This window comes from Sphingomonas sp. GW822-FHT03G08 (assembly GCF_058801135.1).
This window is the reverse complement of record NZ_JBXAMZ010000002.1, coordinates 647,506-671,037: the sequence shown is the minus strand read 5'-3', so window position 1 is coordinate 671,037 and position 23,532 is coordinate 647,506. Positions and strand designations below refer to the sequence as shown.

Below are 23,532 nucleotides of genomic sequence, written 5' to 3'. Positions count from 1 at the left end.
CTGGATGACTTATAGGAACCTTTTTTCCGCGCTCGGCGCCCGGCCCGGCAATTTTTGCCTACAATGGAGGAAACGGCCCATCGGGGGCTGTCTGGAAGGACGATCATGGACCTCAAGACCTCGCTCGGCATCTCCGCCTCGGGCCTGCGCGCGCAGTCGCTGCGCATGCGCGTGATCGCGGAAAATCTGGCGAACCAGGACTCGGTTTCGGACACCCCGGGCGGCGATCCCTATCGCCGCCGCGTCGCCAGCTTCAAGGCCGAAGTCGATCGCTCGACCGGCGGCATGGGCGTGAAGGTCAAGTCGATCGAGAACGACAAGTCCGATTTCACCAAGGTCTATCAGCCGGGCCACCCGGCCGCGGACAAGGACGGCTATGTCCTCAAGCCCAACGTCAACGGCCTGATCGAGACCGCCGACATGAAGGCTGCGCAGCGCAGCTACGAAGCCAATCTCAATGCCATCGAGGCCGCGAAGAGCCTGACGATGCGCACCATCGATCTCCTCAAGTAAAGGATACCCGGAATGTCCATCGGAGCACTTGATGCGATGTCGGCCTATAGCCGCGTCGCAGGCCTTGGCGGTACCAACAGCAAGACCGACCCGATCAAGACCGGCGGCAGTGCCGGCGGCTTCGGCGCAATGGTCGAGGACATGGTCACCGGCACCGCCGACCAGCTGCGCACCGCCGAGAAGGCGTCGGCCCAGCAGGTTGCCGGCAAGGGCGACCTGATCGACGTCGTCACCGCCATCGGCGCCGCCGAGACCGCGCTCGACACCATGGTCGCCGTGCGCGACCGCGTGGTGAACGCCTATTCCGATATCATGCGGATGCAGATCTAACCGCGATGCTGCCGTCGCAGGTCCTTGCGCTGGCGCAGAGTGCGCTGATGCTGGTGCTCACCATCGCGGGTCCGCTGCTGCTGACCTCGCTGATCGTGGGCACCGTCATCGGCCTGCTCCAGGCGCTGACGCAGATCCAGGAAACGACGCTCACCTTCGTCCCAAAGCTGCTGGCGATGGGACTGGTGCTGCTGTTGATGCTCCCGACGATCGGCGCGGCGCTGAGTGACTTCATGACCAAGATCAGCGGCATGATCGTGACCGGCGGATGACCCTGCCCCCCGATCTTGCCCTGCAGGCCTCGGCCTTCTTCATCGTCTTCGCCCGCGTGGGCGCGGTGCTGATGCTGCTCCCGGTGTTCGGCGACGATGCCATCCCGGGCCGCATCCGGCTGATGATCGCCTTCGGGCTTTCGGCCACCATGTACGGCCTGGTCGGCGCCCCTGCCCGCGTCGCGGTCGAGGCCGGCGCCGCCCTGCCCGCCGTGCTCGTCGCCGAGCTGATGACCGGCCTGGCCATGGGCATGATCGTCAAGATCCTGTTCTTCTCGGTCTCCATGGCGGGATCGATCATCTCCACCCAGATCGGCCTGTCCTCCGCGGTGATCTTCGATCCCGCGCAGAGCGGCAGCGCGCCGATGCTCTCCAAGTTCGTCGCCATGGCGGCGGCGCTGGTCTGCATGGGCATGCAGGTCCACCACCTCTGGCTCGGCGCGATCGTCCACAGCTATCAGAGCTTCCCGGTCGGCGGTCTGCCGCCCGCGCATGACTTCGCGATGCTCGCGGTCGAGGCGATCACCCGTTCGATGACGCTCGGCCTCAGCCTGGCCGCGCCCCTCCTCATCTACGGCATCGTCTTCAACGTAGCCCTCGGCCTCGCCGCGCGCGTCGCCCCGGCGATCCAGGTCTTCTTCATCGCCCAGCCGCTCAACCTGCTGCTCGGCATCAGCCTGGCCGCAGCCACGCTCGGCACCATGCTCACCTTCTTCGCCCGCGCGATGGGCGATGCGATGCAGGGAGGCTGGTGATGTCGGGCGATACGGACCAGGACGACAAGACACACGACCCTACAGACAAGAAGCTGGAGGACGCCCGCGAGAAGGGCGACGTGCCGATGGCCCCCGAGATGAAGCATGCCGCGATCTTCATCGGCATGCTCGTCGTCATGGGCGGGCTCGGCACCTATACCATGCAGCTGATGGGCAATCTGTTCGTGCGGCTATGGGGCAGCGCCGACGATTTCCGGATGGAGCCACAGGGCGCCGAGGACTTCGCGACCGGCGTGATGAGCGCCACCGCGACCGCGCTGATGCCGGTGCTCGGCACGCTGTTCGCGATCGCGCTGCTCGGCGGCATCCTCCAGGGGCGGCCCATGATCAGCTGGAGCCGGGTCAAGCCCAAATGGTCGAAGCTCAATCCGGCGAGCGGCGCCAAGCGGATGTTCGGCAAGCAGGCGCTGGTCGAATATGCCAAGACCGTCGCCAAGCTCTGCCTGGTCGGCGGTGTGGCGGCATATCTGGCATGGCCGCATGCCGCCACCGTCGACTCGATGGTCGGCGCGGACCTGCAGCAAGTGGGCAGCGCGACGCATGGCATCGTCTATTCGATGCTGCGCCCGATCGCGATGCTGGTTGGGGCGCTCGCTTTGTTCGATTTCGTCTGGCAGCGCCGCGCGTTCCTGAAGCGGATGCGCATGAGCCTCCAGGAGATCAAGGACGAGCATAAGCAGAGCGAAGGCGATCCGCACATCAAGGCGAAGATCCGCCAGATCCAGATGCAGCGCTCGCGCAACCGCATGATGCAGAACGTGCCCAAGGCGAGCGTGGTGATCACCAACCCGACCCACTACGCCGTCGCGCTGCAGTACGATCACGGCCAGATGGCGGCACCGGTAGTGGTCGCCAAGGGCGTCGATGCCATCGCGCTCAAGATCCGCGAGATCGCGACCGAGAACAACATCCCGCTGGTCGAGAACCGCCCCCTCGCCCGCGCACTCTATGCCAATGCCGAGCTCGATCACCCGATCCCGGTCGAGCACTATGCCGCCGTGGCGGAAGTCATCAGCTATGTGCTGAAGATCGCGAAGAAGCGCGCCTGAGCGCCACTTCCCCGCGATCGTTCAAAGTCCGTCAGAACTTCAGGCGTGCACCCGCGGTCAGCACCACGGCGCTGGCGTTGCGCAGTTCGCCATCGGTGAGGATCGGCGTCTGCGCGGCGGTGCCGGCATAGGCCGCGGTCACGCGGTCGATCGGCGCGTCGGCGAAGCTGACATAGTTGGCCGCGAGATCGAACGAGAGCTTCTTGCTCGCCGCATAGCTGCCGCCCAGGCCGAAGTTCCAGCGATCCGAATCCGGCACGCGGGCGTCACGCTCGGTATCCTGGGTCGGCGTGGTCGCGCGCTGGACGCCGGCACGCAGCGTCACCTTGGGCGACACGGCATAGTCGACGCCGCCGGCATAGCTCCAGCTGGTGCGATAATTCTCGGGGAGCGCGGCATTGACCGGCGCACCGAGGCGGATCGCGTCGAACTTGTCCCAGCCATAGCGGATGACCTGCGCGTTGAGGGTCAGCTTGTCGGTCGCCGCGAAGCGCGCGCCGGCAATCGCCTGGGACGGCGTGTAGAACTTCGCCTCGATGCCCGAGAGCGCCCGGTTCGACGTCGCGAGCGGGCCGACCAGCCCGGAGACGGTGAGGTCACCCTTCAGCGTATGCTCGATCGCCGACTTGTAGCTGAGGCCCAGGGTGAAGCGGCTCGAGTGGAGTTGCACGCCGGCGGTCCAGCCGAAGTCCCAGCCGTCGCCCTTCAGCTCCTGGCGGCCGTCCGGCAGCGTCGCGGCGAGGTTGGGCAGCGCGTTGCTCAGGCTGGCATCGGTGTACTCGATGTTGAGGCCGGCGCCGACGCGCAGCCAGTCGGTCACCGCCACGCCGATGCTCGGCTGGATGTCGATGGTGCGCAGCTTGGTCTTGTCGGCGCTGTAGCGCGCCCAGCTGTCCGACGGATAATCGGTAGTGAAGCTGTAGGGCGAGGTGATCGACACGCCGAGCGCGATGCGATCGTTGAGCGGCACGGCGATCGCGCCCGACGGCAGCACGCCGTTGTTGATCGGATTGCGGGTGATGCCGTTGCCGCCGACCGGCGCGGCCGGCTGGCCCGGACGGACGATCAGCGTGCCGCTGTCGACGACTTCGCCGCGCGGCAGGATGACGGAAGCGGAGATGGTGCCATCGCCATTCTCGATGCCGCCGATCGAAGCGGGATTCCACCAGATCGAAGCCGAGCCGGTGTCGGCGGCCTCACCGGAGAAGGCGCGGCCGGCGGCGCGCGCGGACTGTTCCTGGAGGTAGAAGGCCTGGGCGTTGGCAGCCTGAGAGAAGCCGATCAGCGCGAACAGCGCACCGCCGGTGGCAAGCGAAACCTTGTAGGGGGACATTCGGGTAATCCTTGATACGCAGTACTGAACGGAAACTGGGAAACGCGTCTCAGCGGACGCGGGTCCAGGTCTGGGTACGGCAGAAGGGCTTGAATACGCAGCCGCGCAGGTTGAGCTGGTCGTTGCCGGTCATCGTCACTTCGGCGCTATAGGTCTTGCCGTCCTCGGCATTGTAGATCTTGCCGCCATACCAGCCGGCGCCCTGCTGCTTGAAGCCCGACAGGATCTGCAGGTTCATCAGCCGCCGGTTGCGCAGCGCCTTGTCGCTGTTCTGGGCATCGGCCAGGTTCGGATTGGTGCGCAGCTTGTCGGACGAGACGATCTTGCCACAGATCGACGTGCCGCAGCGCGCGATCTCGACGATTCCATTGTGCACGGGGGTCTTCCAGCGGCCGACGACTGCGTCGCCGGACTGGGGTGCCGGGGCCGCTGCGACGGCGAGCCCCATAAGCAAAGCCAACATAGGCATACTCTCCTCGAGGGGTCTCCATGCCGGGCTCTCACGGCCGGTCACGGGTGAAACGATCTCGCCCTTTCGAACGCGAAACCGTTGTCGCCTCCCTAGGTTCCAAAAACCGGGTATGCAAATGCGTTCGGATTTGAAACTGAAAAGTCGCTGATGCCGTAGGGTAAATCCGGGCGTGAAATCAGGCCTGAAGATCGAGTTTGGCCAGTTCGACTCGCACGCGCAGCTCGATATCGGACAGGATGGCCGCCAAAGCAGGATCGTCGCTGTGCTCGAAGGTCTCGGACCATTCGACGATCGCCTGGAGCTTCGCCGGGCTGACCACGCCGGCGACCAGCTCGCGGTGGAGCTGATCGAGCATGTCGACACCGCGCTGGGCATCGACTGCCTGCTTGCGGCGGCGCTCGATCGCGGGATCGGCGGCGGCAAGCGTGACGAGCATCGCGACCGAGGGATTGAGCGCCTGCGCGGCGTTGGTCCCCTGCGGCACGGGCGCAGGCGCGGCGGGCGCCTCGCCTTCTTTCACCGAGAAGCCGGACGCGACCTTGGGCAGCGCAGCCAGCAGGCTTTGCAGCATGGGTCCCTGGAGGTTCTCGATACGCACGAAATCTCGTCCTTCGGCACTTTTTGCCTACCTCTATCCTATAAGAGAATTATCGGAAATTTTCCACTCCCAGGGGTTATATGCTGCGCTACGCCGCTCCCATGATCGCCCTGCTGCTGAGCACGGCCATCGCACCGGCCGCAATGGCCCAGACGCGGATCAAGGACGTCGTCAACGTCGAGAACGTTCGCGACAACCAGCTCGTGGGCTATGGCCTGGTCGTCGGCCTGGCCGGCACCGGCGATCGCCTGCGCAACACGCCGTTCACCGAGGAATCGATGCAGGCCATGCTCGAGCGCATGGGCGTGAACATCCGCGGCACCGAGATGAAGACGCAGAACGTCGCCGCCGTCTCGATCACCGCGACGATGCCGCCCTTCGCGCGCAACGGCTCGCATATCGACGTACAGGTCTCCGCCCTTGGCGACGCGACCAGCCTGCAGGGCGGGACGCTGATCGTCTCCTCGCTGCGCGGCCTCGACGGCGAGATCTATGCCGTCGCCCAGGGCAATGTCGCGGTCTCGGGCTTCAAGGGCCAGGGTGCCGCCGCCAGCGTCAGCCGCGGCGTGACCACCTCCGCCCGCATCGCCGGCGGCGCGATCATCGAGCGCGAAGTCCCCTATTCGCTCCAGTCGGCCACCGGCCTCAAGCTGGCGCTCAAGAACCCGGACTTCGCCACCGCCGATCGCATCGCCGCGGCGATCAACGCCAAATATCCGGGCAGCGCCACCGTGCTCGACCCCGCGACCGTGCAGCTCACCCCGGGCCCGAACTTCGTCGGCAACGTGATCGACCTGGTCACCCGCATCGGCGAGCTTGCGGTCAAGGTCGATCAGCCGGCCCGCGTCGTCATCAACGAGGCATCGGGCACCGTGGTGATGAACGCCGATGTGCGGATCACGCCGGTGGCGATCGCCCAGGGCGGCCTGACCATCACCGTCACCGAGAGCCCGCAGGTCTCGCAGCCGGCACCGCTTTCGAACGGCCAGACCACCGTGGTGCCGCGCACCAATGTGCAGGTGGACGACGGCAACGGCGCCAGCCTGGCGCTGATCGACGGCGCCAGCCTGCAGACGCTGGTGAGCGGGCTCAACACGCTGGGCGTATCCCCGCGCGACCTGATCACCATCCTCCAGGCGATCAAGACCGCCGGCGCCCTCCAGGCCGACATCGAGGTACAGTGATGCAGAACGTGACCAATGTGCCGGGGCAGCAGGTCCCGACCAGCACGAACAATCCCAAGCTCGACGCCAAGAACCGCGAGACCGCCAAGAATTTCGAAGCGGTGTTCCTCGGCCAGATGACCCAGCTGATGCTCGAAAGCGTCCAGCAGGGCGATGGCGAGTTCTCCGGCGGCCACGGCGAGGAGATGTTCCGTGGCATCATGGCGGAAAAGCTCGGCAATTCGATCGCCGAACGCGGCGGCATCGGCCTCGCGCCGGTCGTACTCGACCAGATCATCAAGCTTCAGGGGGGAAATAAGTAAGTGACCGAGCAGCTCATCGACGCAATGGTGTCCCTCACCCACATCATGGAAGAGGAAAGCGAGCAGCTGTCCCGGGCGCCCTATTTCCCCGAGATGCCCGAGATCGCCGCGGTCAAGCTGCGCCTGACCGGCCGGATCGAAGCCGAAGTGGCGCGGATGAAGCGCGAAGCGCCGGACAATTGGGCCGAGCGGCTCGCTCCGGAAGAGCGCGAGCGGCTGGCCGAGGCGAGCCGCGGCCTGCGTGACGCCTCCACCGTCAACCAGCAAATCCTCAAGCGCCAGATCGAGCTGTCGACCGACATGATGGGCGCGATCGCCGCCGAGGCCCAGCGCCTGACCGGCACCCGCAACATGACCTATGGCGCAGGCGGCGGCCTGGCCTCGAGCGAGGCCCCGGCGCCGATCTCGATCAACGCGCGGCTGTAAATCTCTCCTAAAGCCCTCTCCCGCAATCGGGAGAGGGCTAACAAAAAAGGCCCGCGATCGCTCGCGGGCCTTTTTGCATTCTACAACCGAAGGAAGCGCTTAGCCGCCCTTGCCCACAGCGGTTTTCAACATGCTGATCTGCTTGCGGTAGAGGTTGGTCATCGCGGTGAAGTCGGCCTGGACCTGACCGAGCTTGAGCAGCTGGTCTTCGAGCGTGACGTTGTTGCCGTCGGGCTTGGTCTCGCTGATGTCCTTGTCGAGCACGATGCCCGCGCCGGCCGGCTGGATCGCGCCCAGGCCCTTCATGCCGGCGGTCAGCTCGACGCGCGGCTTGGCGACCCGGATGCCGCCCGTGCTGTTGCCGACCAGATCGGAGAAATCGGCGTCCTCGACGGTGCGCGCCTTGAAGCCCGGGGTCTCGCTGTTGGCGATGTTCTGGGCGATCACGCGCTGGCGATCGGAGAGGTTGTCCATCTGGCGGCGGATGCCGGCAAGAATCGGAGGCATGTCCATGGATCAGAACCCGTATGAAGAAGGAGTGGAGCTGTTCAGGCGATCGAGTGCCGCCTGATAGTTTGCGAGCTGGGCATTCACGATCGCGGTGCTCTCGGTGCCCGTCGCGGAATTGCGCTTGGTGCCGTTGATGATGTTGCTCTTGGAATCGTCCCAATAGAGCGAGCGATAGGCGGTCTGCGTCATCGAGATCGCGTCCTTGATCTTGCCGAGCGCGACCTTGGCCATGTCGAGGTTGCTCAGGTTGAGCCCCTCGCCCAGGTCGAGGCCGAAGCTGCCGCCCGGACGGACCTTGGGCGCGCTGCTCGAGACCGCCGCCTGGGTCGAGATCCGTTGCGGCTCCATGCCGAGCTTGGCGAGCGCATCGCTGTCGCCGGTGCCGGCCAGCAATTGCAGCTGATGTCCCGGCTTCATGGTGATGCGCAGCTGCTGGACGCCATCGACCGCGGTGGCGGTGACGGTCGCCTTGGACGCGCCGAGCATGCCCTGCATGCGCGTGGCGATCGACTGGAGCGTGTCGTCGGCGAGGATGGTGAGCTTGCGGACCGAGCCGTCATCGGCCTTGAACGAGAAATAGTCGCCCGCCTTCAGGCCGGTCTGGGTGGTCACCTTGTTCGACGCGATCGCGTTGATCGTGCCGCGGCCATAGCCGAGCGCCGAGACCGCGCTGGCGCCGCCGCTATCGGCCGATACGCGGACCGGCTCGGTACGCAGCAATGCCTGGCCGAATTGAGTGGTATTCTCGACTGCGCCAGTCGAGCCGTCGACACGTGTGACGAAGCCATCGGTGGGTCCCCGCCGCGTCGCAGCGAGATCGCCAGTGGTGCGGCCGCCGGCATAGAGATCGCCGTTCATGAAGGCGATGCTGTCGACTTGGTCGTCCGCCGAGGAGCCGATATAGGTGGTGCTGGCGTTCGACAGATTGGCGTCGATCCGCGTAACGAAACCATCACGACCGCCGCTGATCGAATTCACCTGGGTGCCCGAAAGCGCGCCGGAGGTCGCACCGCCCACGCCGATCGTGCCGTCATCGGCGACAGCGAGCACGCGTGCATCGGCGGTGCCGAGGCTGAGGCTGCCGAGATCGGTGGCGAGCGCCCCTCCCTGCATCTTGAGCAGTTCGGCATTGCCGTCATGTGAGACGAGCGCGAGGACGTTGCCGTCATTGTCGACCGCGAGCGCATTGACGCTGTCGCTGCCGGCACCGGTAATGGTACGACGCTCGGCGATCTTGCCGCTGGTGTCGATCCGGGCGACGAAGCCGTCATTGCCCGATGCGATGCGGCCGCCGATATAGATGGAGCCGTCCGCGCCGACCGCGACGGCCTTGGCGACATCGGTGCCGCCCGAGCGAACCACGGTGGAGAATTTCTCGTCGCCGTTCGCGGCATATTTCGCAACGACCATGTCGCCATCGGTGGAAGCGCCGCCAAAGCTGCCGGTGACGGTGCCCGCGACGACGATGCTGCCATCTGGGCCGAGGCTGACAGCGGCGCCGGTCGACGAACCAGTCGCGCCCAGGCTCCGCTGCCACACGACATTGCCCGCGCCGTCCACCTTGGTGAGGAACAGGTTGCTGTCGCCATCAGACAGGTTGGCGCCAAGGTCGCCCTTGGTGGTGCCGACGATGTAGCTGTTGCCCTGCGCGTCGGTAACGACCGAGGCCGCATCGGTATTGGCGTAGACGTTGCTGGTCGACGTCTTGACGGTCTTCACCTTGCCGTCGAGATCAGTCGTCGTCGAAGTGGTCGTCGTGGTCTTGCCGGCGGCGACGTTCTGCGCGGTCGCCTGGCGATCGAGCGCCTGGATCGTGCCCATGGCGGTACGGGTATTGTCACCGGCAGGATCGTCGAAGCGGAAGAGCTGGGTCGAGCTCGGTGCATCGAGCGCGGTCTGGCCAGTCGCGACGACCAGCGCGTCCTTGGCGTTGGTCTGGTCGAGGGTGATCTGTTCGAAGCCGGTGGGATTCGAAAGCGTGAAGCCCCATTTGCCGCTTTCGTTGGTTACCTTGAAGGTAGACTTCCAGCGCGGCACCGTATTGCCGTTGGCATCCAGCTGCGGCGTGCCATCGGTGTTCAAATTGGGAATTGCCTGGATCGCGGCGTTGAACTGGGCCGCGACCGAGTCCAGCGTCGGCGGCTGGGTGCCCTGCGACAGATCGACGGTGACGGTCTGCGCCGAGACGCCGGGCTTGCTCAGCGTGATCGAGAACTGCTCGCTGCCGGTCAGGCCCGGAATGGCCTCGGCACGCGTCTTGACCAGGCCCTTGCCCTCGGTCTCGTACACATTGGTGGAGACGAGCTTGTTCGTCGTGACGCTCGACGAGGGCTTGCCATAGGCGAGCTTCACCAGATCGGACGGCGCGGTGCTGAGATAGGTCTGGAGTTCGTCCAGCCCCTTCTGGAAAGTCTTCTGGAGATTGGCGCGCTGGGCGTCCGACGTGGTCTTGGCGCTCGCCGTCTCGGCCAGCACGCGCAGCTTGTCGAGCGCCTGATAGGCCGTGAAGCTGGTCTGCACGTCCTTTGGCAGGAACGCACCACCGGCGTCGGTGGTGGACGGCGTGATGATCGAGCGCAGCGCCGTGATCGCCGCAACCTGGCTGGCGTTAACCGGAAGCTCGTTGCTGCTCTTCCACGGCGCGATCGTCGCCGCGGTGGTGAACTGCGCCTTGGCAGCGCGCACGGCCTTGCTGTCATAGGTGATCGCCGACACCGCCGAGGTCATCGTCGAACTCGACCCCGTCAGAATACTTAAGCCGATCAGACTACCAGATAAATTAACCGTCATCGCGCTCCGCCTCGCTTCCTCGATCCTATAATAGAGGGAAAGCCGCCCCCACCCGTGTGTACGGGCGCAAATTTTTCGCGAGGGAAACGAAAAATCATGACCGTCATGGCGCCGATTGCCGAACCGCCCGAACTCAAGCGTTTCACTGGCCCGCAGCGCGCCGCCGCGCTGATGCTGGCCCTGGGCAAGGATCATGGCGCCCCGATCTGGGAACAGCTGACCACCGACGAGGTGAAGGAGCTGTCGTCGTGCATCGCCGGGCTGGGCCGGATTCCGGCCCCGGTGGTGGAGCACCTGCTCGTCCAGTTCACCAGCGAGATCGCCTCGATGTCGTCGATGCACGGCAGCTACGAGACGACCGAGCGCCTGCTCGCCGGCATACTGCCTGCCGAGAAGGTGAAGGAGATCATGGAGGACATCCGTGGTCCCTCGGGCCGCACGATGTGGGACAAGCTGTCGAACGTCTCGGAAAGCGTCCTCGCCGGTGCGCTCAAGCACGAATATCCGCAGACCGTGGCGGTGATCCTCTCCAAGCTGCGCCCCGACCATTCGGCCCGCGTGCTGGCCGAGCTGCCGCGCGACTTCTCGGTCGACGTCGTGATGCGCATGCTGCGCATGGAGACGGTGCAGAAGGAAGTCATCAACCAGGTCGAGCAGACGCTGAAGAGCGAGTTCATGACCAACCTGTCGCGCTCGCAGAAGCGCGATCCGCACGAGGCGATGGCCGAGCTGTTCAACTCGCTCGACCGCTCGACCGAGGAAGCGATGCTCAACGCGCTGGACAACAAGGCGCCGGAAAGCGCCGAGCGGATCCGCGCCCTCATGTTCACCTTCGAGGACCTCGGCAACCTGCTGCCGCCGGCGATCGCCGCGATCGTCCGCAGCGCCGACAAGCGCCAGATGGCGCTGGCCCTGAAGGGTGCGCCGGAAAGCCTGAAGACGCTGTTCTTCGGTGCGATGACCGAGCGTGCGTCGAAGCTGCTGCGCGAGGACATGGCGGGCATGGGCCCGGTGCGCGCACGCGATTGCGAAGAAGCCCAGTCGGCGCTGGTACGCCTGGCGAAGGACCTGGCGGACCGCGGCGAGATCCTGCTCGTCGACCCCAAGTCCGACGACGCGATGATCATCTAAGGAACCGATACGATGAGCATGCACGCCCATGTGAATGTCGAGCGCTTCGGCTTCGACCGGATCTTCGCGATCCCGCCGGGCAAGGGTGCGCCGATCGGCCCCGACGCCACGCTCGAAGTGGCGACGCTGCGCGCCGAACTGGCGCTGCTCCGCTCCGAGCAGGAGTCGGCGCTCGCGCTGGCGCGGGCGCAGGGCTATGAGGCCGGGCTCGCCCAGGCGCGCAACGAGCGCGAAGTGGCGCTGCTGAGCGCCGTAGATGCGCTGCAGGCCGGGATCGAGGGCATCGACGCCCGCTTCGGCCAGGTTTCCGAGCGCGTGACCGGCGAAGCCGCCGAAGTGGCGCTCGCCGCCGCCGAGCTGATCGCCGGCCGTGCGCTGGAAGTGGCGCCGGGCGCCGCGATCGACGAGGCGATCGGCCGCGCGCTGGGCCAGGTCGCCCGCGGCACCGAGCTGCAGATCCGCGTCCACCCCGACCTGCTCGACGACATCGAGGGCCGCATCGCCGACCGCCAGTCGCGCGACCGCCGCAAGCTCAACCTGATCGTGGTGCCCGACGAGACCATCCCGGTGGGCGATGCCCGTATCGGCTGGGAAGAAGGCGGGCTGGCGCTCGACGCCACGGCGCGGCGCGCGGCGGTGCTCGGCGAGCTCGAGACGCTGCTGAAGGGGGCGTGATCTAAATCTCCCCTCCCTGGAAGGGAGGGGTCGGGGGTGGGTCGCGGCCAGGCTTTACGGCACCCTCATGCGGCGCCGTAACCGCATCGCCAAGCATCCACCCACCCCTGCCCCTCCCTTCCAGGGAGGGTTTTTTGATTCGGGGAAAGCCAGCCGGCACAACCGACTAGGCAAAAATTTCCCCCGGCAAAAACTGCCGCCTCCCCCACCCCTCTATAATGATCGCAAGGGGCATCCGCCCCACCAGTTCTCACCCACGGGGCGACATTGGAAGCGATCAAAAATCTCGTAGGCCAGATCGGGCCCAAGCGGCTGATGCTGATGGGAGGCGTGGCGCTTGCGCTGCTCGCCGCCCTCGCCTTCGTCGCTACCCGCGGCTCGAACCCGAGCATGGGTTTCCTCTATACCGACCTTGACCCCTCGGCCGCCTCGGCGATCACCGAGAAGCTCAAGGCGCAGAATGTCGAGTTCCAGCTCTCGGCCGACGGCACCTCGATCATGGCGCCGCAGGACAAGCTGGCCGAGCTCCGCATGAGCCTGGCCGGCGAGAAGCTGGGCGGCAAGATCGGCTATGAGGTGCTCGACGAAGAGCAGCCCTTCGGCGTTTCCGCCAGCCGCGCCAAGATGAACGAGACGCGCGCGATCGAAGGCGAGCTCGCCAAGTCGATCCAGACGATCCAGAACGTCACCGGCGCCCGCGTCCATATCGTGATGCCCGAGCGCGCGATGTTCGCCGAGGAAAGCCGCAAGGCGACCGCGGCGGTCACCGTCAAGACGCGCGGCCGCATCCCCAGCGAGACCGTCGCCTCGATCCGCTACCTCGTCTCCTCCTCGGTCCCCGAGCTTTCGCCCGACGCCGTCTCGGTCGTCGACCAGACCGGCGCGCTGCTCGCCCGTGCCGGCGACCCCGGCACCGCCAGTGCCGGCGACGCCGATGAGCGCCAGCAGGCCGTCGAAGCCAAGCTGCGCGACGAGATCGAAGCACTGCTCGCGCCGATCGTCGGCCAGGGCAAGGTCCGCGCCGAAGTCTCGGCCCAGATCGACCGTGACCAGTCGCGCGAGGAATCGAACGTCTTCGATCCGGACAAGCAGGTCATCTCGCGCCAGGTGAGCGTGGAGACCGGCGAGCAGAACCGCGAGACCGATGCCGGTCCGCAGACTGCCTCGGTCGGCAACCAGCTGCCCGCCGCCCAGATGGGCGCGGCGAACACCCCGGGCGCCTCGCGCCAGTCGGGCAGCAACCAGACTTCGGAAGACACGACCTACGACAACAGCTCGACCAAGACGGTCACCGTCCGCACCCCGGGCAAGGTGACGCGCCTGAGCGTCGCGGTGATGGTGGATGGCGGCGATAAGGGCCTGGCCCAGCCGCAGATCGATCGCCTGCAGCGCCTGGTCGAGAATGCCGTGGGTGCCGACACCCAGCGTGGCGACAGCGTCGTCGTCGAGAGCATGAAGTTCAACACCGACGACACGCCCGCCGACGCGACGAGCAGCTTCCTGTCGTCGCTGCCGATGGACCGGATCTGGAGCCTGCTCCAGCTGGTGGTGATCGGCGTGGTCGGCCTGGTGGCGCTGCGCATGCTCAAGCCGAAGCCGGCACCCGCGCTGGAATTCGCCGAGGCGTCACCTGCCCTGCCGACGCACTCGCCCGAGATGCTCGCGCTCGCCGAGCGTGCCGCCGATGGCGACACCGAAGCGATGGCCCAGCTCGAAAACATGAGCCAGTCCGACGTGCCGCAGCTCGATCAGGAGATCGCGCTGGCCCAGGTCGACGGCCGCATCAAGCTCTCCGCGCTCAAGCGCATCGGGGACGCGATCTCCGCCAGCCCGCCCGAAGCGGCCTCGGTGATCCGCCAGTGGATGAACGCATAGGATTATGACCATGGACATCGAACCCCACGACATCATCCCCACCGATACCGCGGCCGACCAGCCCGCGCCGGTGTTCGAAGACTTCGATACCCATGGCGGCGTTGACACCCACCAGGGTGGCGTCGAGGGCCTGGAAGCCGTGCACGACGTGCCGGTGAAGGTGCAGGCAGTGCTGGGCCGTGCCCGCATGCCGATCGGCGACCTGCTGCATCTGGGTGCCGGCACCGTGGTCGAGCTCGACCGCCGCGTCGGCGAGCCGGTGGACATCTTCGTCAACGATCGACTGATCGCCCGCGGCGAAGTCGTCCTCATCGACAACGCGCTGGGCGTCACGCTCACCGAGATCGTGCGGGCCGAGAATTGAGCATGGGCCCCATCCGGATGTTGTTGATCGGTGCGCCGGGCAGCGAGTTCCGCCGGGCGGCGGAGCTGGCGCAGGGCGCCGGCGCGGAGGTCACCATGGCCGACGCCCCCGCCCCCGCGCTGGAGACGCTGCGCGAACAGGGCGCCGATCTCGTCATGATCGACGTGCTGGAAGACGTGGTCGGCTTTCTGGGCGACCTGCGCACCGAGCGTTTCGTCGTGCCGGTCCTCGCCTGCGGCATCTCGGCCCCGGCCGAGCGTGCGGTGGCGGCTATCCGTGCCGGCGCCCGTGACTATGTTCCCCTGCCCCCGCAGCGCGAGCTGATCGCCGCCGCCATCGCTTCGGTGGTCGAGCGCCAGAGCCAGGTGCGCATCGGCGGCCATCCGGTGCTGGAACGCGCCATGGCGCTGGCCGGCGCGGTCGCCCCGAGCGGCTCGCCGGTGCTGGTGAGCGGCGGCAAGGGCAGCGGCAAGGAAACGATGGCGCGCGAGATCCACCGGCTTTCGGGCCGTGCCGATCCGATCGTCTCGGTCGAATGCGCCGGCGTTGCCGCCGATGTGCTGGAATCCGAACTGTTCGGGCATGAGGCCGGTGCCTTTCCGGGCGCCGCCGCACGCCGCGTCGGTCGCCTCGAGGGTGCCCGCACCGGCACGATCTTCCTGCGCGAAGTCGGCGCGCTTGCCCCGGCCACCCAGGCCCGGCTGCTCGCCGCGCTGATCGAGAAGCGCTTCCGCCGTCTCGGCGGCGAAGAGGACGTGCCCTTCGAGGCACGGCTGATCGCTTCGACCAGCATGGACCTGGAGCTGGCGGTGGAAGCCGGCAGCTTCCGCGAGGACCTGCTCGTCCGCCTGAGCCTGGCCCGCATCGAGGTGCCGCCGCTCACCGAGCATGGCGATGACATTGCCGGACTGGCCGAACACTTCATGGAAGAGTTCGCCCAGGCGGACGGCCTGCCCGCCCGCCCGCTTTCGCTGCAGGCGATCGCGGTGCTGCGCGCCTATGGCTGGCCGGGCAACATCCGCGAGCTGCGCGAGTGCATCCACCGCGCCGCGCTGCTGGCCCATGGCCAGCAGATCGAGGCGGAGGACCTGACCCGCGCCGACGGCTCGCCGCTGGAAGCGATCGTGTCGCTGCCCTCGGTCGCCGATGGCCGCATCGAAGTGAACGGGCTGATCGGCCGCACGGTGGAAGAGGTGGAGCGCGAGCTGATCCTCGGCACGCTGGAGCGCTGCCAGGGCAACCGCACCTCGGCGTCGAACATCCTGGGCATCTCGGTGCGCACGATGCGCAACAAGCTGCGCACCTTCATCGAGGGCGGCATCGCCGTGCCGCCCGCGGCCTGAGCCGTTTCACGCTGACCCCAAATAAAGTGAGAGCAGAATGCCTCCCGTTATCGTGAACTTCATGCAGAGGATCGGCGCCAACCGCGACATGGCGCTCGCGGTCGGCGTGATCGCCATCATCGCGATGCTGATCCTGCCGATCCCGGGCTGGCTGCTCGACCTGGGCCTCGCCCTGTCGATCACCGTTTCGGTGATGATCCTGATGACGGCGCTGTTCATCGAGAAGCCGCTGGAACTCAGCGCCTTCCCGACGATCCTGCTTGTCGCGACGATGCTGCGGCTCGGCCTCAACCTCGCCTCGACCCGCCTGATCCTCACCCACGGCCATGAAGGCCATGACGCCGCCGGCGGCGTGATCGGGGCATTCGGCGAGTTCCTGATGGGCGGCGAGGTCATCATCGGCCTCACCATCTTCATCATCCTGATCGTCATCAACTTCGTCGTCATCACCAAGGGTGCCGGGCGCATCGCCGAAGTCGCGGCGCGCTTCAGCCTGGACTCGATGCCCGGCAAGCAGATGGCGATCGACGCCGACCTGTCGGCCGGCATGATCAACGAGGACCAGGCCAAGGCCCGCCGTGCCGAAGTGGAAGCCGAGAGCGGCTTCTACGGCGCGATGGACGGTGCCTCGAAGTTCGTGAAGGGCGACGCGATCGCCGGCCTGCTGATCACCGCGGTCAACATCGTCGTCGGCCTGACGATCGGCGTCGTCTCGCACGGCGTGCCGATCGGCGAGGCGTTCCACACCTATACCGTGCTGACCGCCGGCGACGGCCTGGTCAGCCAGATCCCGGCGCTGATCATCTCGATCGCGGCGGGCCTGCTCGTCTCCAAGGGCGGCGTGAAGGGCAAGACCGGCTCGGCGCTCAGCGAGCAGATGGGCCGCTACCCGAAGGCCTTCGGGATGGTCTCGTTCCTGATGGGCGCGCTGGCGATCATGCCGGGCATGCCCTTCCTGCCCTTCGCCATCTTCTCGGCCGCCTCGGGCTTCGCCGCGTGGAAGATGAGCAGGAACGCCGCCGCCAAGACCGCGATGGAGAAGCTCGCCGTCGCGCAGGAGCAGGCCGCCGCCGCCGTGGTCGAGCAGCCGATCTCGCAGACGCTGGCGATCGACGCGGTGCGCATCGAGATCGGCTATGCGCTGCTGCCGATGATCAACGAGGCCGAGCGCGAGCCGCGCCTCGACGACCAGGTCCGCGCGCTGCGCCGCCAGATGGCGACCGACTTCGGCTTCGTCCTCCCCTCGGTCCGGATCATCGACAATATGGGCCTAAAGCCCAATGAATATGTCATCACGATCAAGGAAACCGAGGCCGCCCGCGGCGAGATCCGCATCGACAAGCTTCTCATGATCAACCCCGGCGGCGGCCCGGCCGGCCTGCCCGGCGAGCCGACCACGGAACCGGTGTTCGGCCTCCCCGCCCTGTGGATCGATCGCGAGCTGCGCGACGAGGCGGGCTTCCGCGGCCTGACCGTGGTCGAGTGCGGTACCATCATCACCACCCACCTGACCGAGCTGGTGAAGGACAACATCGCCGACCTGCTCTCCTATTCGGAGACGCAGAAGCTGCTGACCGAAGTCCACAAGGACTCCGAGAAGCTGGTTGCGGACATCGTGCCCAGCAAGGTCTCGATCTCGAGCGTGCAGCGCATCCTGCAGAACCTGCTGAGCGAAGGCATCTCGATCCGCGACGTACCGACGATCCTGGAAGGCATCGCCGAGGCTGCGCCGCTGACCAGCAACCTGACCCAGATGACCGAGCATGTCCGCTCGCGCCTGGCCCGCCAGATCAGCGCGTCGCAGGTCCGCGGCGAGGCGATCCCCGTCGTCACCCTGTCGCCCGAATGGGACCAGGAGTTCGCCGAGAGCATCCTGGGCCAGGGCGACGACCGCCAGCTGGCGATGGCGCCGAGCTCGCTGCACAAGTTCATCCAGCACGTCCGCGAGACCTATGACCGGCTGGCGCAGGACGGCGAGATCCCCTGCCTGCTGACCAGCCCGGCGATCCGCCCGTTCGTCCGCTCGATCATCGAGCGCGTCCGTCCGGCCACCGTCGTGCTGTCGCAGAACGAGATCCATTCCCGCGCCCGCATCCGTGCGCTCGGGACAATTGGATGAGGTCCCGACCCTAGTGGCCGAGACCGTCCTATAAGGAATATTGCGGGCCCAGATGCCCGCCCATGAGGCGCCTGAATGCAGATAAACACGATCGGGTCTCCTACGGGTCTGTTCGGCGCAGGAGGCGCCATTCCCGCAGCCGGTGGCATCGGCTTCGCGGCGCTGCTCGGCGCGCCGGCGAACCCCGCCGCTTCGCCGGCCAACGGCCTCACGCCGCCGCTCGCCGCGAACGACACGCTTGCGCCCGCCACGCCGTTGAGCATGGCGCAACTGCTCACCACCGCCGCGCCGCTGGCGCCGGCGGCAGGTGCCCCCGTGGCGATGCCCGAGGCCCCGCTTGACGCTGCGGCCCCGACTGCAACCGCGCCGGTGGTGCAGTTGCCCACCGAGGCGCGGCCGGAAGCCGACATGATGCCGGTACCCGTTGCGGTGCCGGTAACGGCGGAGCCTGCGGCCCCGGCTCCCACCGGTGACAAGCCGTCCGCGCCGATCGTCGATGCCAAGCCCGCAGCCGGTTCCAAGCCCGTGCTCGCCGAGCCTGCGCCCGAGCCCGGCGTACCCGCCAAGCCGCGGGGCGAAGCGGAGGTCGAAGTCCAGGCCGAGCAGCCCGCCGATGCTCCGAAGATTCCGGTCAAGCGCGGCTCGCGCCAGACCGACGGTGCGGAGAAGCGAGGCGAGATCGATCCCGCCGCAACGCCGGATGCCGCGCCCCTGGCCGGCGACATGGCCGCAGTCGCGATCGTCCAGGCGCCGGTACGCGGGGAAGTCGCGGTGAAGCCGCAGCCCTCCGACACGCGCCAGATCGGCGAAGTCACGATCGGCGGCCGCAAGGCCGATGCCGCGCGCACCGCTGCTTCCGACACGCCAGGTGCCAATTCCGCAACCGTGGCCGACAAGGCCTCGGGCGCGGTCTCCGCCATCACGGGCAAACAGGGCAAGAACGACAATGCAGCCGGCGGCGACGAGCGCGGCCAGGCGCCGGCGTTCACGCTGCGCCAGGACGCCGCTCCGTCGCATGCCGCACCCACGCATGCCGCCACCGATCCGGCTCGCGCTCAGACCGCTCCCGCGGCAGTCGCAGCGGAGCCGGTCGTCGTTGCCCGGCCCGGCCATCTCGGCCAGCAGATGGGCATCGAGATCGCCCGCAAGGTCGAGGCCGGCGAGGATACGCTGCGCGTCCGCCTGAGCCCGGACAATCTCGGCAAGGTCGAGGTGACGCTGTCGTTCGACAACGGCGGCAAGCTGCACGCCACGGTGCGCGCGGAAAGCGCCCATGCGCTCGACCTGCTCCGCCAGGACATGCCGGACCTTGGCCGCTCGCTCGACCAGGCAGGGATCCGCGCCGACGCGCAGAGCTTCCGCTTCGAGAGCCGCAGCGAGGGCGGCAACGCCCAGTCGCAGCAGCAGCAGGGCCAGAACGCCTCCGGCAACCAGCTTGCCGGCAATGACGAAACTGACACCAACGACACCGCCTATCGCAGCATCCGCGGCGACGGGCAGGTCGATCTCCTCGCCTAGGAGCGCACCAGCATGACTACCGTCACCAACACGACCAACACGGCTGCGACCAACAGCACCGCGACCGCGAACAGCACCGGGCTGAACGCCGACTTCACGATGTTCCTGAAGCTACTGACCACGCAGATGCAGAACCAGGATCCGCTGAGCCCGATGGACACCAGCCAGTACACCCAGCAGCTGGTGCAGTACTCGCAGGTCGAGCAGTCGATGGCGCAGACCTCGACGCTCAAGGACATCCTGTCGACGCTCGGCACGCAGAACCTGACTCAGGCTTCGTCGCTGATCGGCCGCGCGGTGGAGGTGGACTCGCCCGTCTCGGGCCTGAGCGACACCCAGGCCGCGCAGTGGAGCTGGACGACCCCGCGCACCGCCACCTCGATCGTCGCGACGATCACCGATGCCTCGGGCAAGGTGGTTGATACGCGCACGGTGGAAGTGAAGGGCGACCAGGGCACGCTCGCCTGGGACGGCCTGACCTCGACCGGCACTGAGGCGCCCGCCGGCAAGTATTCGCTGTCGATCAAGGCACTCGACGCCTCGGGCGGCGAGATCACCAACACCACGGTGCACAGCATCGGCGTGGTCAACGACGTCCAGCTCGCCAACGGCGCAGTCCTGGTGACGGTGAACGGCAACGAAGTGGATTCGAGCAAGCTCATCCGCATCGGCACCGCCCCGGCCACCAATACCGACACCAACACTGGCACCGACACCGGCGCCTAGGGGAATTCCTGAGGGACGTACGTTTGGGAGGCCCCTTCCCGGCCTCTATAATGAAAGAAGAGAGGCGGGCGGACGTATCAATCCCCTCGCGATCCGTCCGCCTCTCTGCCGGCGCCCAGGCGCCCTGTTTTCCTTTCGCTTAAAATAGAGCGGCCCGGTTCCTCCTCCACCGGGCCGCTCTTTTTTGTGCCCGACGCAGACGGCACGGCCCTTGATCAGCCGCATATCAACCGTCCCGCCGATATCGGCGGCACATACGAAAACGGGGCCCCGAAGGACCCCGTTGCCGTTTCACAAGTTCGGGAAGATCAGCCGAGCGCGGCGCGCAGCAGCGGCTGCGTCGGCAGCTGGATGATCTGTGCCGGAGCCAGACCCATGTCCGGGTCCAGCACCTCATAGCCGTCCAGCGTGCAGCCGGGCAGCGCCGCCGGCGCCGTCAGCATAGCAATGCAATCCGCAATCGACGGATCCTCGCGCGGCCCGATCGTGTCGAGCACGTCCGCCAGCGTCATCCCCGGTGCAGCCAGCGCCCGCTCGGCAGCGGCTGCCCACAGCGTGCGGGCGTCCTCCACCGTCAACGAAAGCGTCACCGTGTAGCTGGCGGAAACCCCTGTACCAAACGCCAATTCACCAACGCCCATTTGTCACCCCTGACCCGTTCGTGTGGAATTTGTACCCTAGATGCAGCAAACGCGGCCCCGGGCGTAGTACGGGCAAGCCCGTATGTGTTTTTGCGGAATCAATGGACACGCGCTTCGGCGCGCCGGCCGAGTTCGCGTGCATGCGCCGCGACCAGGCAGAGCTCTGCATAGAGCCGATCCCAGAACGGCGCGGGAATATCGAGGGCCGGGCCGCTCGACTGCGTGAGTGCAAGCGCCGCGCAGGGATCCAGGCCGAGGCGGAAACGCGTGGCGAAGACGCCGTCGATATGCTCGTCGGGCAGCGTATCCGGCACGGCGAGGCGCGCCGACATGATATAACCCGAGAGCACGTCCACGCCGTAGCCGTCGAGCATCACGCGCGGGCGGCCGAGCATGTCGGGCCGCTCGAGTACCACCAGTGCCCCTGAAGGATGCTCCTCGACGCTCACCTGCAGGCGGCCGCCGAACGCATCCGTGATTTCTCTGATCCTGGGAAACAAGACCTATTCTCCTCTTAGGATCATTATAGAGGCGTCAACCACTATAGACGCGCGAACGCGCCGAAACCGACCCAACAGGCACAAAAAAAGGAGGCCGGGACTTGCGTCCCGGCCTCCTCGTCAGGGCCATAGACTCCAGGGAAAAGTCTGGCCTTAACGGAACAGCGACGTGATGGTCGACGGCGCCTGGTTGGCGATCGACAGAGCCTGCACGCCGAGCTGCTGCTTGACCTGAAGGGCCTGCAGCTTCGCCGATTCCTTCGCCAGGTCGGCGTCGACGAGGTTGCCAATGCCGCCTTCGATCACGTCCGAGAGCTTGCTCGTGAAGGTCGACTGTGCGTCGATCTTGCGCGAAGCAGCGCCCAGGGTGCTGAGGCTGGTCTTCAGGTTGCTCTGGGTGGTGGTGATCGTGTCGATCATCGCCTGAGCCGAAGCCTGGCTGCTGATGTTGCCCGAGGCGCCGATGGTCACGACCGAGCCACCAAGGTCGAGACCCTGGTTGGCAACGCTCAGCGAATCCGGATCCCAGGTGGTCGAGCCGGTGTTCGAGTCCTGCAGCGACTGCAGAGCCGTCACGGTGCCGCCCGAAGCCTTCAGCAGGTTCGTGCCGTTGAAGTCAGACGAGTTCACGATCGTGGTGATCTGGTCACGCAGTGCAACGAAGTCTGCGTTGAGCGCGTCACGGGTCGACGTGTCGATGCCGGCGTCAGCAGCCTGGTAGGCCTTCGCCTTCATCTGGTTCACGACGTCCGAGATCTGCTCGGCGCCAGCCACCGCCACGTCGGTCACGCTCTTGGCGCGGCTCAGCGACGAAGACACGGCAGCGAGGCCGCCCATGTCGCCACGCAGGCCCTGAGCAATGGTGTACGAAGCCGAGTCGTCCTTGGTCGACGCAACCTTCAGGCCGGTGTTGATGCGGCTCTGAACCTGCGACAGGCCCTTGTTGGTCTCGTTCAGGCTCTGGAGAGCCGCCATCGCACCGACGTTGGTGTTAACCGAAAATGCCATGTTACTATCCTTCTTGGATCGAAGAGCCGCTTCTGCGACCCAAACCGGAGACGCCGGTTCGCGACGGAACGTGATCGGTACGCCCGCATGTTCATTGTGGGAAAAATTATAGGATGACCAAAATTAGTCCGCGAATTTAAATGGTTAGCGAAAGGTTAATTTGAAACCTTGCCGCAAAGCCTCCCGATTTCAGCGACTTGCGCAGACCGCGATCGAGGCGAGCAGGTCCACGGAATGCGGCCCGGCGGGCGCCATAGCCCAAAAGAAAATCGCCCCGCAGCACAGGCTGCGAGGCGATCCTCATGTCGATGTGGCGACGGCTCAGAAGGGGAAGAGCGCGTCGTAGATCTGCTGGCCCCAGCGCGCCTGCTGCGCGTCGGTGAGCTGGCCCTTGCCGCCATAGATCACGCGCGCCTCGGCGATCTGCGAGTGGCTGATCGAATTGTCGCGGGCGATGTCTTCCGGACGGATGATGCCGGTGACGATCAGCTCGCGCATCTCGAAGTTGACGCGCACTTCCTGGCGTCCGCGGATCATCAGGTTGCCGTTCGGCATCACCTGGGTGACGATGGCGGCCATCGTCATGTTGATCGTTTCGGAGCGCGCGGTGGTGCCGCCGCCGGCATATTTCGAGCCCGAATTGGTCTCGAGCGCGGCATTGGCGTCGGCGCCAAGCAGCTTCTTCACCGGGCTGATGCCGAGCAGGCCGCCCAGGCCGCCGCTCTCGCTGCCACCGCGGGTGCGCGACGTGTTGTTGCCCAGATCCGCCTTGTCGGCGATCTTGATCTTGATGGTGAGGATGTCACCGGTCTTGTTCGCACGCTGATCGCGGAACAGCGCGCCGGCGCCGGTGCGGAACAGCGAAGCGCTGCCGCCCTGCTGCTGAGCCACCGCGGCGGGCGTGCCGGTGCGGGTGCGATCCGCAGGCGCCGCGAGCGACGGCTCGATCTCGGGCATGTCGACCGGCTGCATCTCGGAGAGCTTCGGCGCCTTGCCGACGGCCTTGAGCCGACCGACTGCGCCGCAACCCGAAAGCGTGGCGGCCATCGCCGCAATCAGAATGATCTTACGCATGCT

Annotated in this window: 25 protein-coding genes; 16 read left to right on the top strand and 9 right to left on the bottom strand. The window is 66.6% G+C overall.

What is annotated here, in order from left to right; genetic code table 11:
• Positions 1-105: 105 nt before the first annotated feature.
• The 5 genes from flgC to flhB are packed head-to-tail and all read left to right on the top strand — an operon-like array spanning position 106 to position 2,940.
• A complete protein-coding gene (gene flgC / locus AC1RJ5_RS20450) occupies positions 106-513 on the top strand; it encodes a flagellar basal body rod protein FlgC (RefSeq protein ID WP_269576128.1) in 408 nt (135 codons plus the stop codon).
• A 12-nt stretch (positions 514-525) separates the two neighbouring features.
• The gene (fliE, locus tag AC1RJ5_RS20445) at positions 526-843 is read left to right on the top strand and encodes a flagellar hook-basal body complex protein FliE (RefSeq protein WP_342249844.1); all 318 of its coding nucleotides are present in this window, start codon (positions 526-528) and stop codon (positions 841-843) included.
• Positions 844-848: 5 nt separating this feature from the next.
• Positions 849-1,115 carry a flagellar biosynthetic protein FliQ gene (locus tag AC1RJ5_RS20440; protein ID WP_184168624.1) on the top strand — a complete coding sequence of 89 codons (267 nt, stop codon included), beginning with the start codon at positions 849-851 and terminating at the stop codon, positions 1,113-1,115.
• The gene (gene fliR / locus AC1RJ5_RS20435) at positions 1,112-1,870 is read left to right on the top strand and encodes a flagellar biosynthetic protein FliR (RefSeq protein ID WP_269576129.1); all 759 of its coding nucleotides are present in this window, start codon (positions 1,112-1,114) and stop codon (positions 1,868-1,870) included. Before AC1RJ5_RS20440 ends, fliR begins: the two co-directional genes overlap by 4 nt.
• Positions 1,870-2,940, top strand: a complete 1,071-nt coding sequence (gene flhB, locus AC1RJ5_RS20430) for a flagellar biosynthesis protein FlhB (RefSeq protein ID WP_493115397.1) — start codon at positions 1,870-1,872, stop codon at positions 2,938-2,940. Before fliR ends, flhB begins: the two co-directional genes overlap by 1 nt.
• A 31-nt stretch (positions 2,941-2,971) precedes the next feature.
• Here flhB and AC1RJ5_RS20425 read toward each other — a convergent pair whose 3' ends face one another.
• The 3 genes from AC1RJ5_RS20425 to AC1RJ5_RS20415 form a co-directional block, all read right to left on the bottom strand.
• Positions 2,972-4,273: an OmpP1/FadL family transporter gene (locus tag AC1RJ5_RS20425; RefSeq protein WP_342249845.1), complete on the bottom strand. Its 1,302-nt coding sequence runs from the start codon at positions 4,271-4,273 to the stop codon at positions 2,972-2,974.
• A gap of 49 nt (positions 4,274-4,322) precedes the next feature.
• Positions 4,323-4,736, bottom strand: coding sequence for a DUF2147 domain-containing protein (locus tag AC1RJ5_RS20420; RefSeq protein WP_184168628.1), 414 nt, complete (start codon positions 4,734-4,736; stop codon positions 4,323-4,325).
• Positions 4,737-4,920: 184 nt separating this feature from the next.
• Complete coding sequence (locus tag AC1RJ5_RS20415; protein ID WP_269576132.1) at positions 4,921-5,343, bottom strand: flagellar assembly protein FliX; 423 nt, start codon at positions 5,341-5,343, stop codon at positions 4,921-4,923.
• Positions 5,344-5,444: 101 nt separating this feature from the next.
• On the opposite strand from AC1RJ5_RS20415, the gene AC1RJ5_RS20410 reads away from it, so the two are divergent.
• Genes AC1RJ5_RS20410 through AC1RJ5_RS20400 form a run of 3 tightly spaced genes read left to right on the top strand, consistent with a single transcriptional unit; the run spans position 5,445 to position 7,255 of the window.
• On the top strand, positions 5,445-6,527 hold the full coding sequence (locus AC1RJ5_RS20410) for a flagellar basal body P-ring protein FlgI (RefSeq protein WP_269576133.1): 1,083 nt from the start codon (positions 5,445-5,447) through the stop codon (positions 6,525-6,527).
• A complete protein-coding gene (locus AC1RJ5_RS20405) occupies positions 6,527-6,829 on the top strand; it encodes a rod-binding protein (RefSeq protein WP_342249846.1) in 303 nt (100 codons plus the stop codon). The genes AC1RJ5_RS20410 and AC1RJ5_RS20405 overlap by 1 nt, the downstream gene beginning before the upstream one ends.
• Positions 6,830-7,255 carry a flagellar protein FlgN gene (locus AC1RJ5_RS20400; RefSeq protein WP_269576134.1) on the top strand — a complete coding sequence of 142 codons (426 nt, stop codon included), beginning with the start codon at positions 6,830-6,832 and terminating at the stop codon, positions 7,253-7,255. It begins immediately after the preceding gene.
• Positions 7,256-7,354: 99 nt separating this feature from the next.
• Here AC1RJ5_RS20400 and AC1RJ5_RS20395 read toward each other — a convergent pair whose 3' ends face one another.
• On the bottom strand, positions 7,355-7,768 hold the full coding sequence (locus AC1RJ5_RS20395) for a flagellar basal body protein (RefSeq protein ID WP_184168632.1): 414 nt from the start codon (positions 7,766-7,768) through the stop codon (positions 7,355-7,357).
• 3 nt (positions 7,769-7,771) lie between these two features.
• Complete coding sequence (locus AC1RJ5_RS20390) at positions 7,772-10,492, bottom strand: hypothetical protein (RefSeq protein ID WP_493115393.1); 2,721 nt, start codon at positions 10,490-10,492, stop codon at positions 7,772-7,774.
• A 159-nt stretch (positions 10,493-10,651) separates the two neighbouring features.
• Here AC1RJ5_RS20390 and AC1RJ5_RS20385 point away from each other — a divergent pair, with 159 nt between their 5' ends.
• The 8 genes from AC1RJ5_RS20385 to AC1RJ5_RS20350 all read left to right on the top strand — a co-directional run bounded on the left by AC1RJ5_RS20385 (position 10,652) and on the right by AC1RJ5_RS20350 (position 20,306).
• Positions 10,652-11,686 (top strand): flagellar motor switch protein FliG, encoded by a 1,035-nt coding sequence (locus AC1RJ5_RS20385; RefSeq protein ID WP_184168634.1) that lies wholly within the window; start codon positions 10,652-10,654, stop codon positions 11,684-11,686.
• A 12-nt stretch (positions 11,687-11,698) separates the two neighbouring features.
• Positions 11,699-12,361: a FliH/SctL family protein gene (locus tag AC1RJ5_RS20380; protein ID WP_184168635.1), complete on the top strand. Its 663-nt coding sequence runs from the start codon at positions 11,699-11,701 to the stop codon at positions 12,359-12,361.
• Positions 12,362-12,628: 267 nt separating this feature from the next.
• Positions 12,629-14,236 carry a flagellar basal-body MS-ring/collar protein FliF gene (gene fliF, locus AC1RJ5_RS20375; RefSeq protein ID WP_493115391.1) on the top strand — a complete coding sequence of 536 codons (1,608 nt, stop codon included), beginning with the start codon at positions 12,629-12,631 and terminating at the stop codon, positions 14,234-14,236.
• A gap of 10 nt (positions 14,237-14,246) precedes the next feature.
• Positions 14,247-14,600: a flagellar motor switch protein FliN gene (gene fliN / locus AC1RJ5_RS20370; protein WP_269576137.1), complete on the top strand. Its 354-nt coding sequence runs from the start codon at positions 14,247-14,249 to the stop codon at positions 14,598-14,600.
• A 17-nt stretch (positions 14,601-14,617) separates the two neighbouring features.
• Positions 14,618-15,943 (top strand): sigma-54-dependent transcriptional regulator, encoded by a 1,326-nt coding sequence (locus AC1RJ5_RS20365; protein ID WP_269576138.1) that lies wholly within the window; start codon positions 14,618-14,620, stop codon positions 15,941-15,943.
• Between the two features lie 37 nt (positions 15,944-15,980).
• Positions 15,981-18,062, top strand: a complete 2,082-nt coding sequence (gene flhA, locus AC1RJ5_RS20360; protein WP_269576139.1) for a flagellar biosynthesis protein FlhA — start codon at positions 15,981-15,983, stop codon at positions 18,060-18,062.
• A gap of 75 nt (positions 18,063-18,137) precedes the next feature.
• Positions 18,138-19,580, top strand: coding sequence for a flagellar hook-length control protein FliK (locus AC1RJ5_RS20355; protein WP_493115388.1), 1,443 nt, complete (start codon positions 18,138-18,140; stop codon positions 19,578-19,580).
• 12 nt (positions 19,581-19,592) lie between these two features.
• The gene (locus AC1RJ5_RS20350; protein ID WP_269576141.1) at positions 19,593-20,306 is read left to right on the top strand and encodes a flagellar hook assembly protein FlgD; all 714 of its coding nucleotides are present in this window, start codon (positions 19,593-19,595) and stop codon (positions 20,304-20,306) included.
• A 308-nt stretch (positions 20,307-20,614) separates the two neighbouring features.
• Here the strand turns inward: AC1RJ5_RS20350 and AC1RJ5_RS20345 are convergent, their stop codons facing one another.
• From AC1RJ5_RS20345 to flgH, 4 genes are all read right to left on the bottom strand, one after another.
• Positions 20,615-20,896 carry a hypothetical protein gene (locus tag AC1RJ5_RS20345; protein WP_342251578.1) on the bottom strand — a complete coding sequence of 94 codons (282 nt, stop codon included), beginning with the start codon at positions 20,894-20,896 and terminating at the stop codon, positions 20,615-20,617.
• A gap of 149 nt (positions 20,897-21,045) precedes the next feature.
• Positions 21,046-21,447, bottom strand: a complete 402-nt coding sequence (locus AC1RJ5_RS20340; protein ID WP_184168643.1) for a hypothetical protein — start codon at positions 21,445-21,447, stop codon at positions 21,046-21,048.
• Positions 21,448-21,600: 153 nt separating this feature from the next.
• Positions 21,601-22,455: a flagellin gene (locus tag AC1RJ5_RS20335; RefSeq protein WP_269576143.1), complete on the bottom strand. Its 855-nt coding sequence runs from the start codon at positions 22,453-22,455 to the stop codon at positions 21,601-21,603.
• 321 nt (positions 22,456-22,776) lie between these two features.
• A complete protein-coding gene (gene flgH, locus AC1RJ5_RS20330; protein ID WP_184168645.1) occupies positions 22,777-23,529 on the bottom strand; it encodes a flagellar basal body L-ring protein FlgH in 753 nt (250 codons plus the stop codon).
• Between the last annotated feature and the right edge of the window lie 3 nt (positions 23,530-23,532).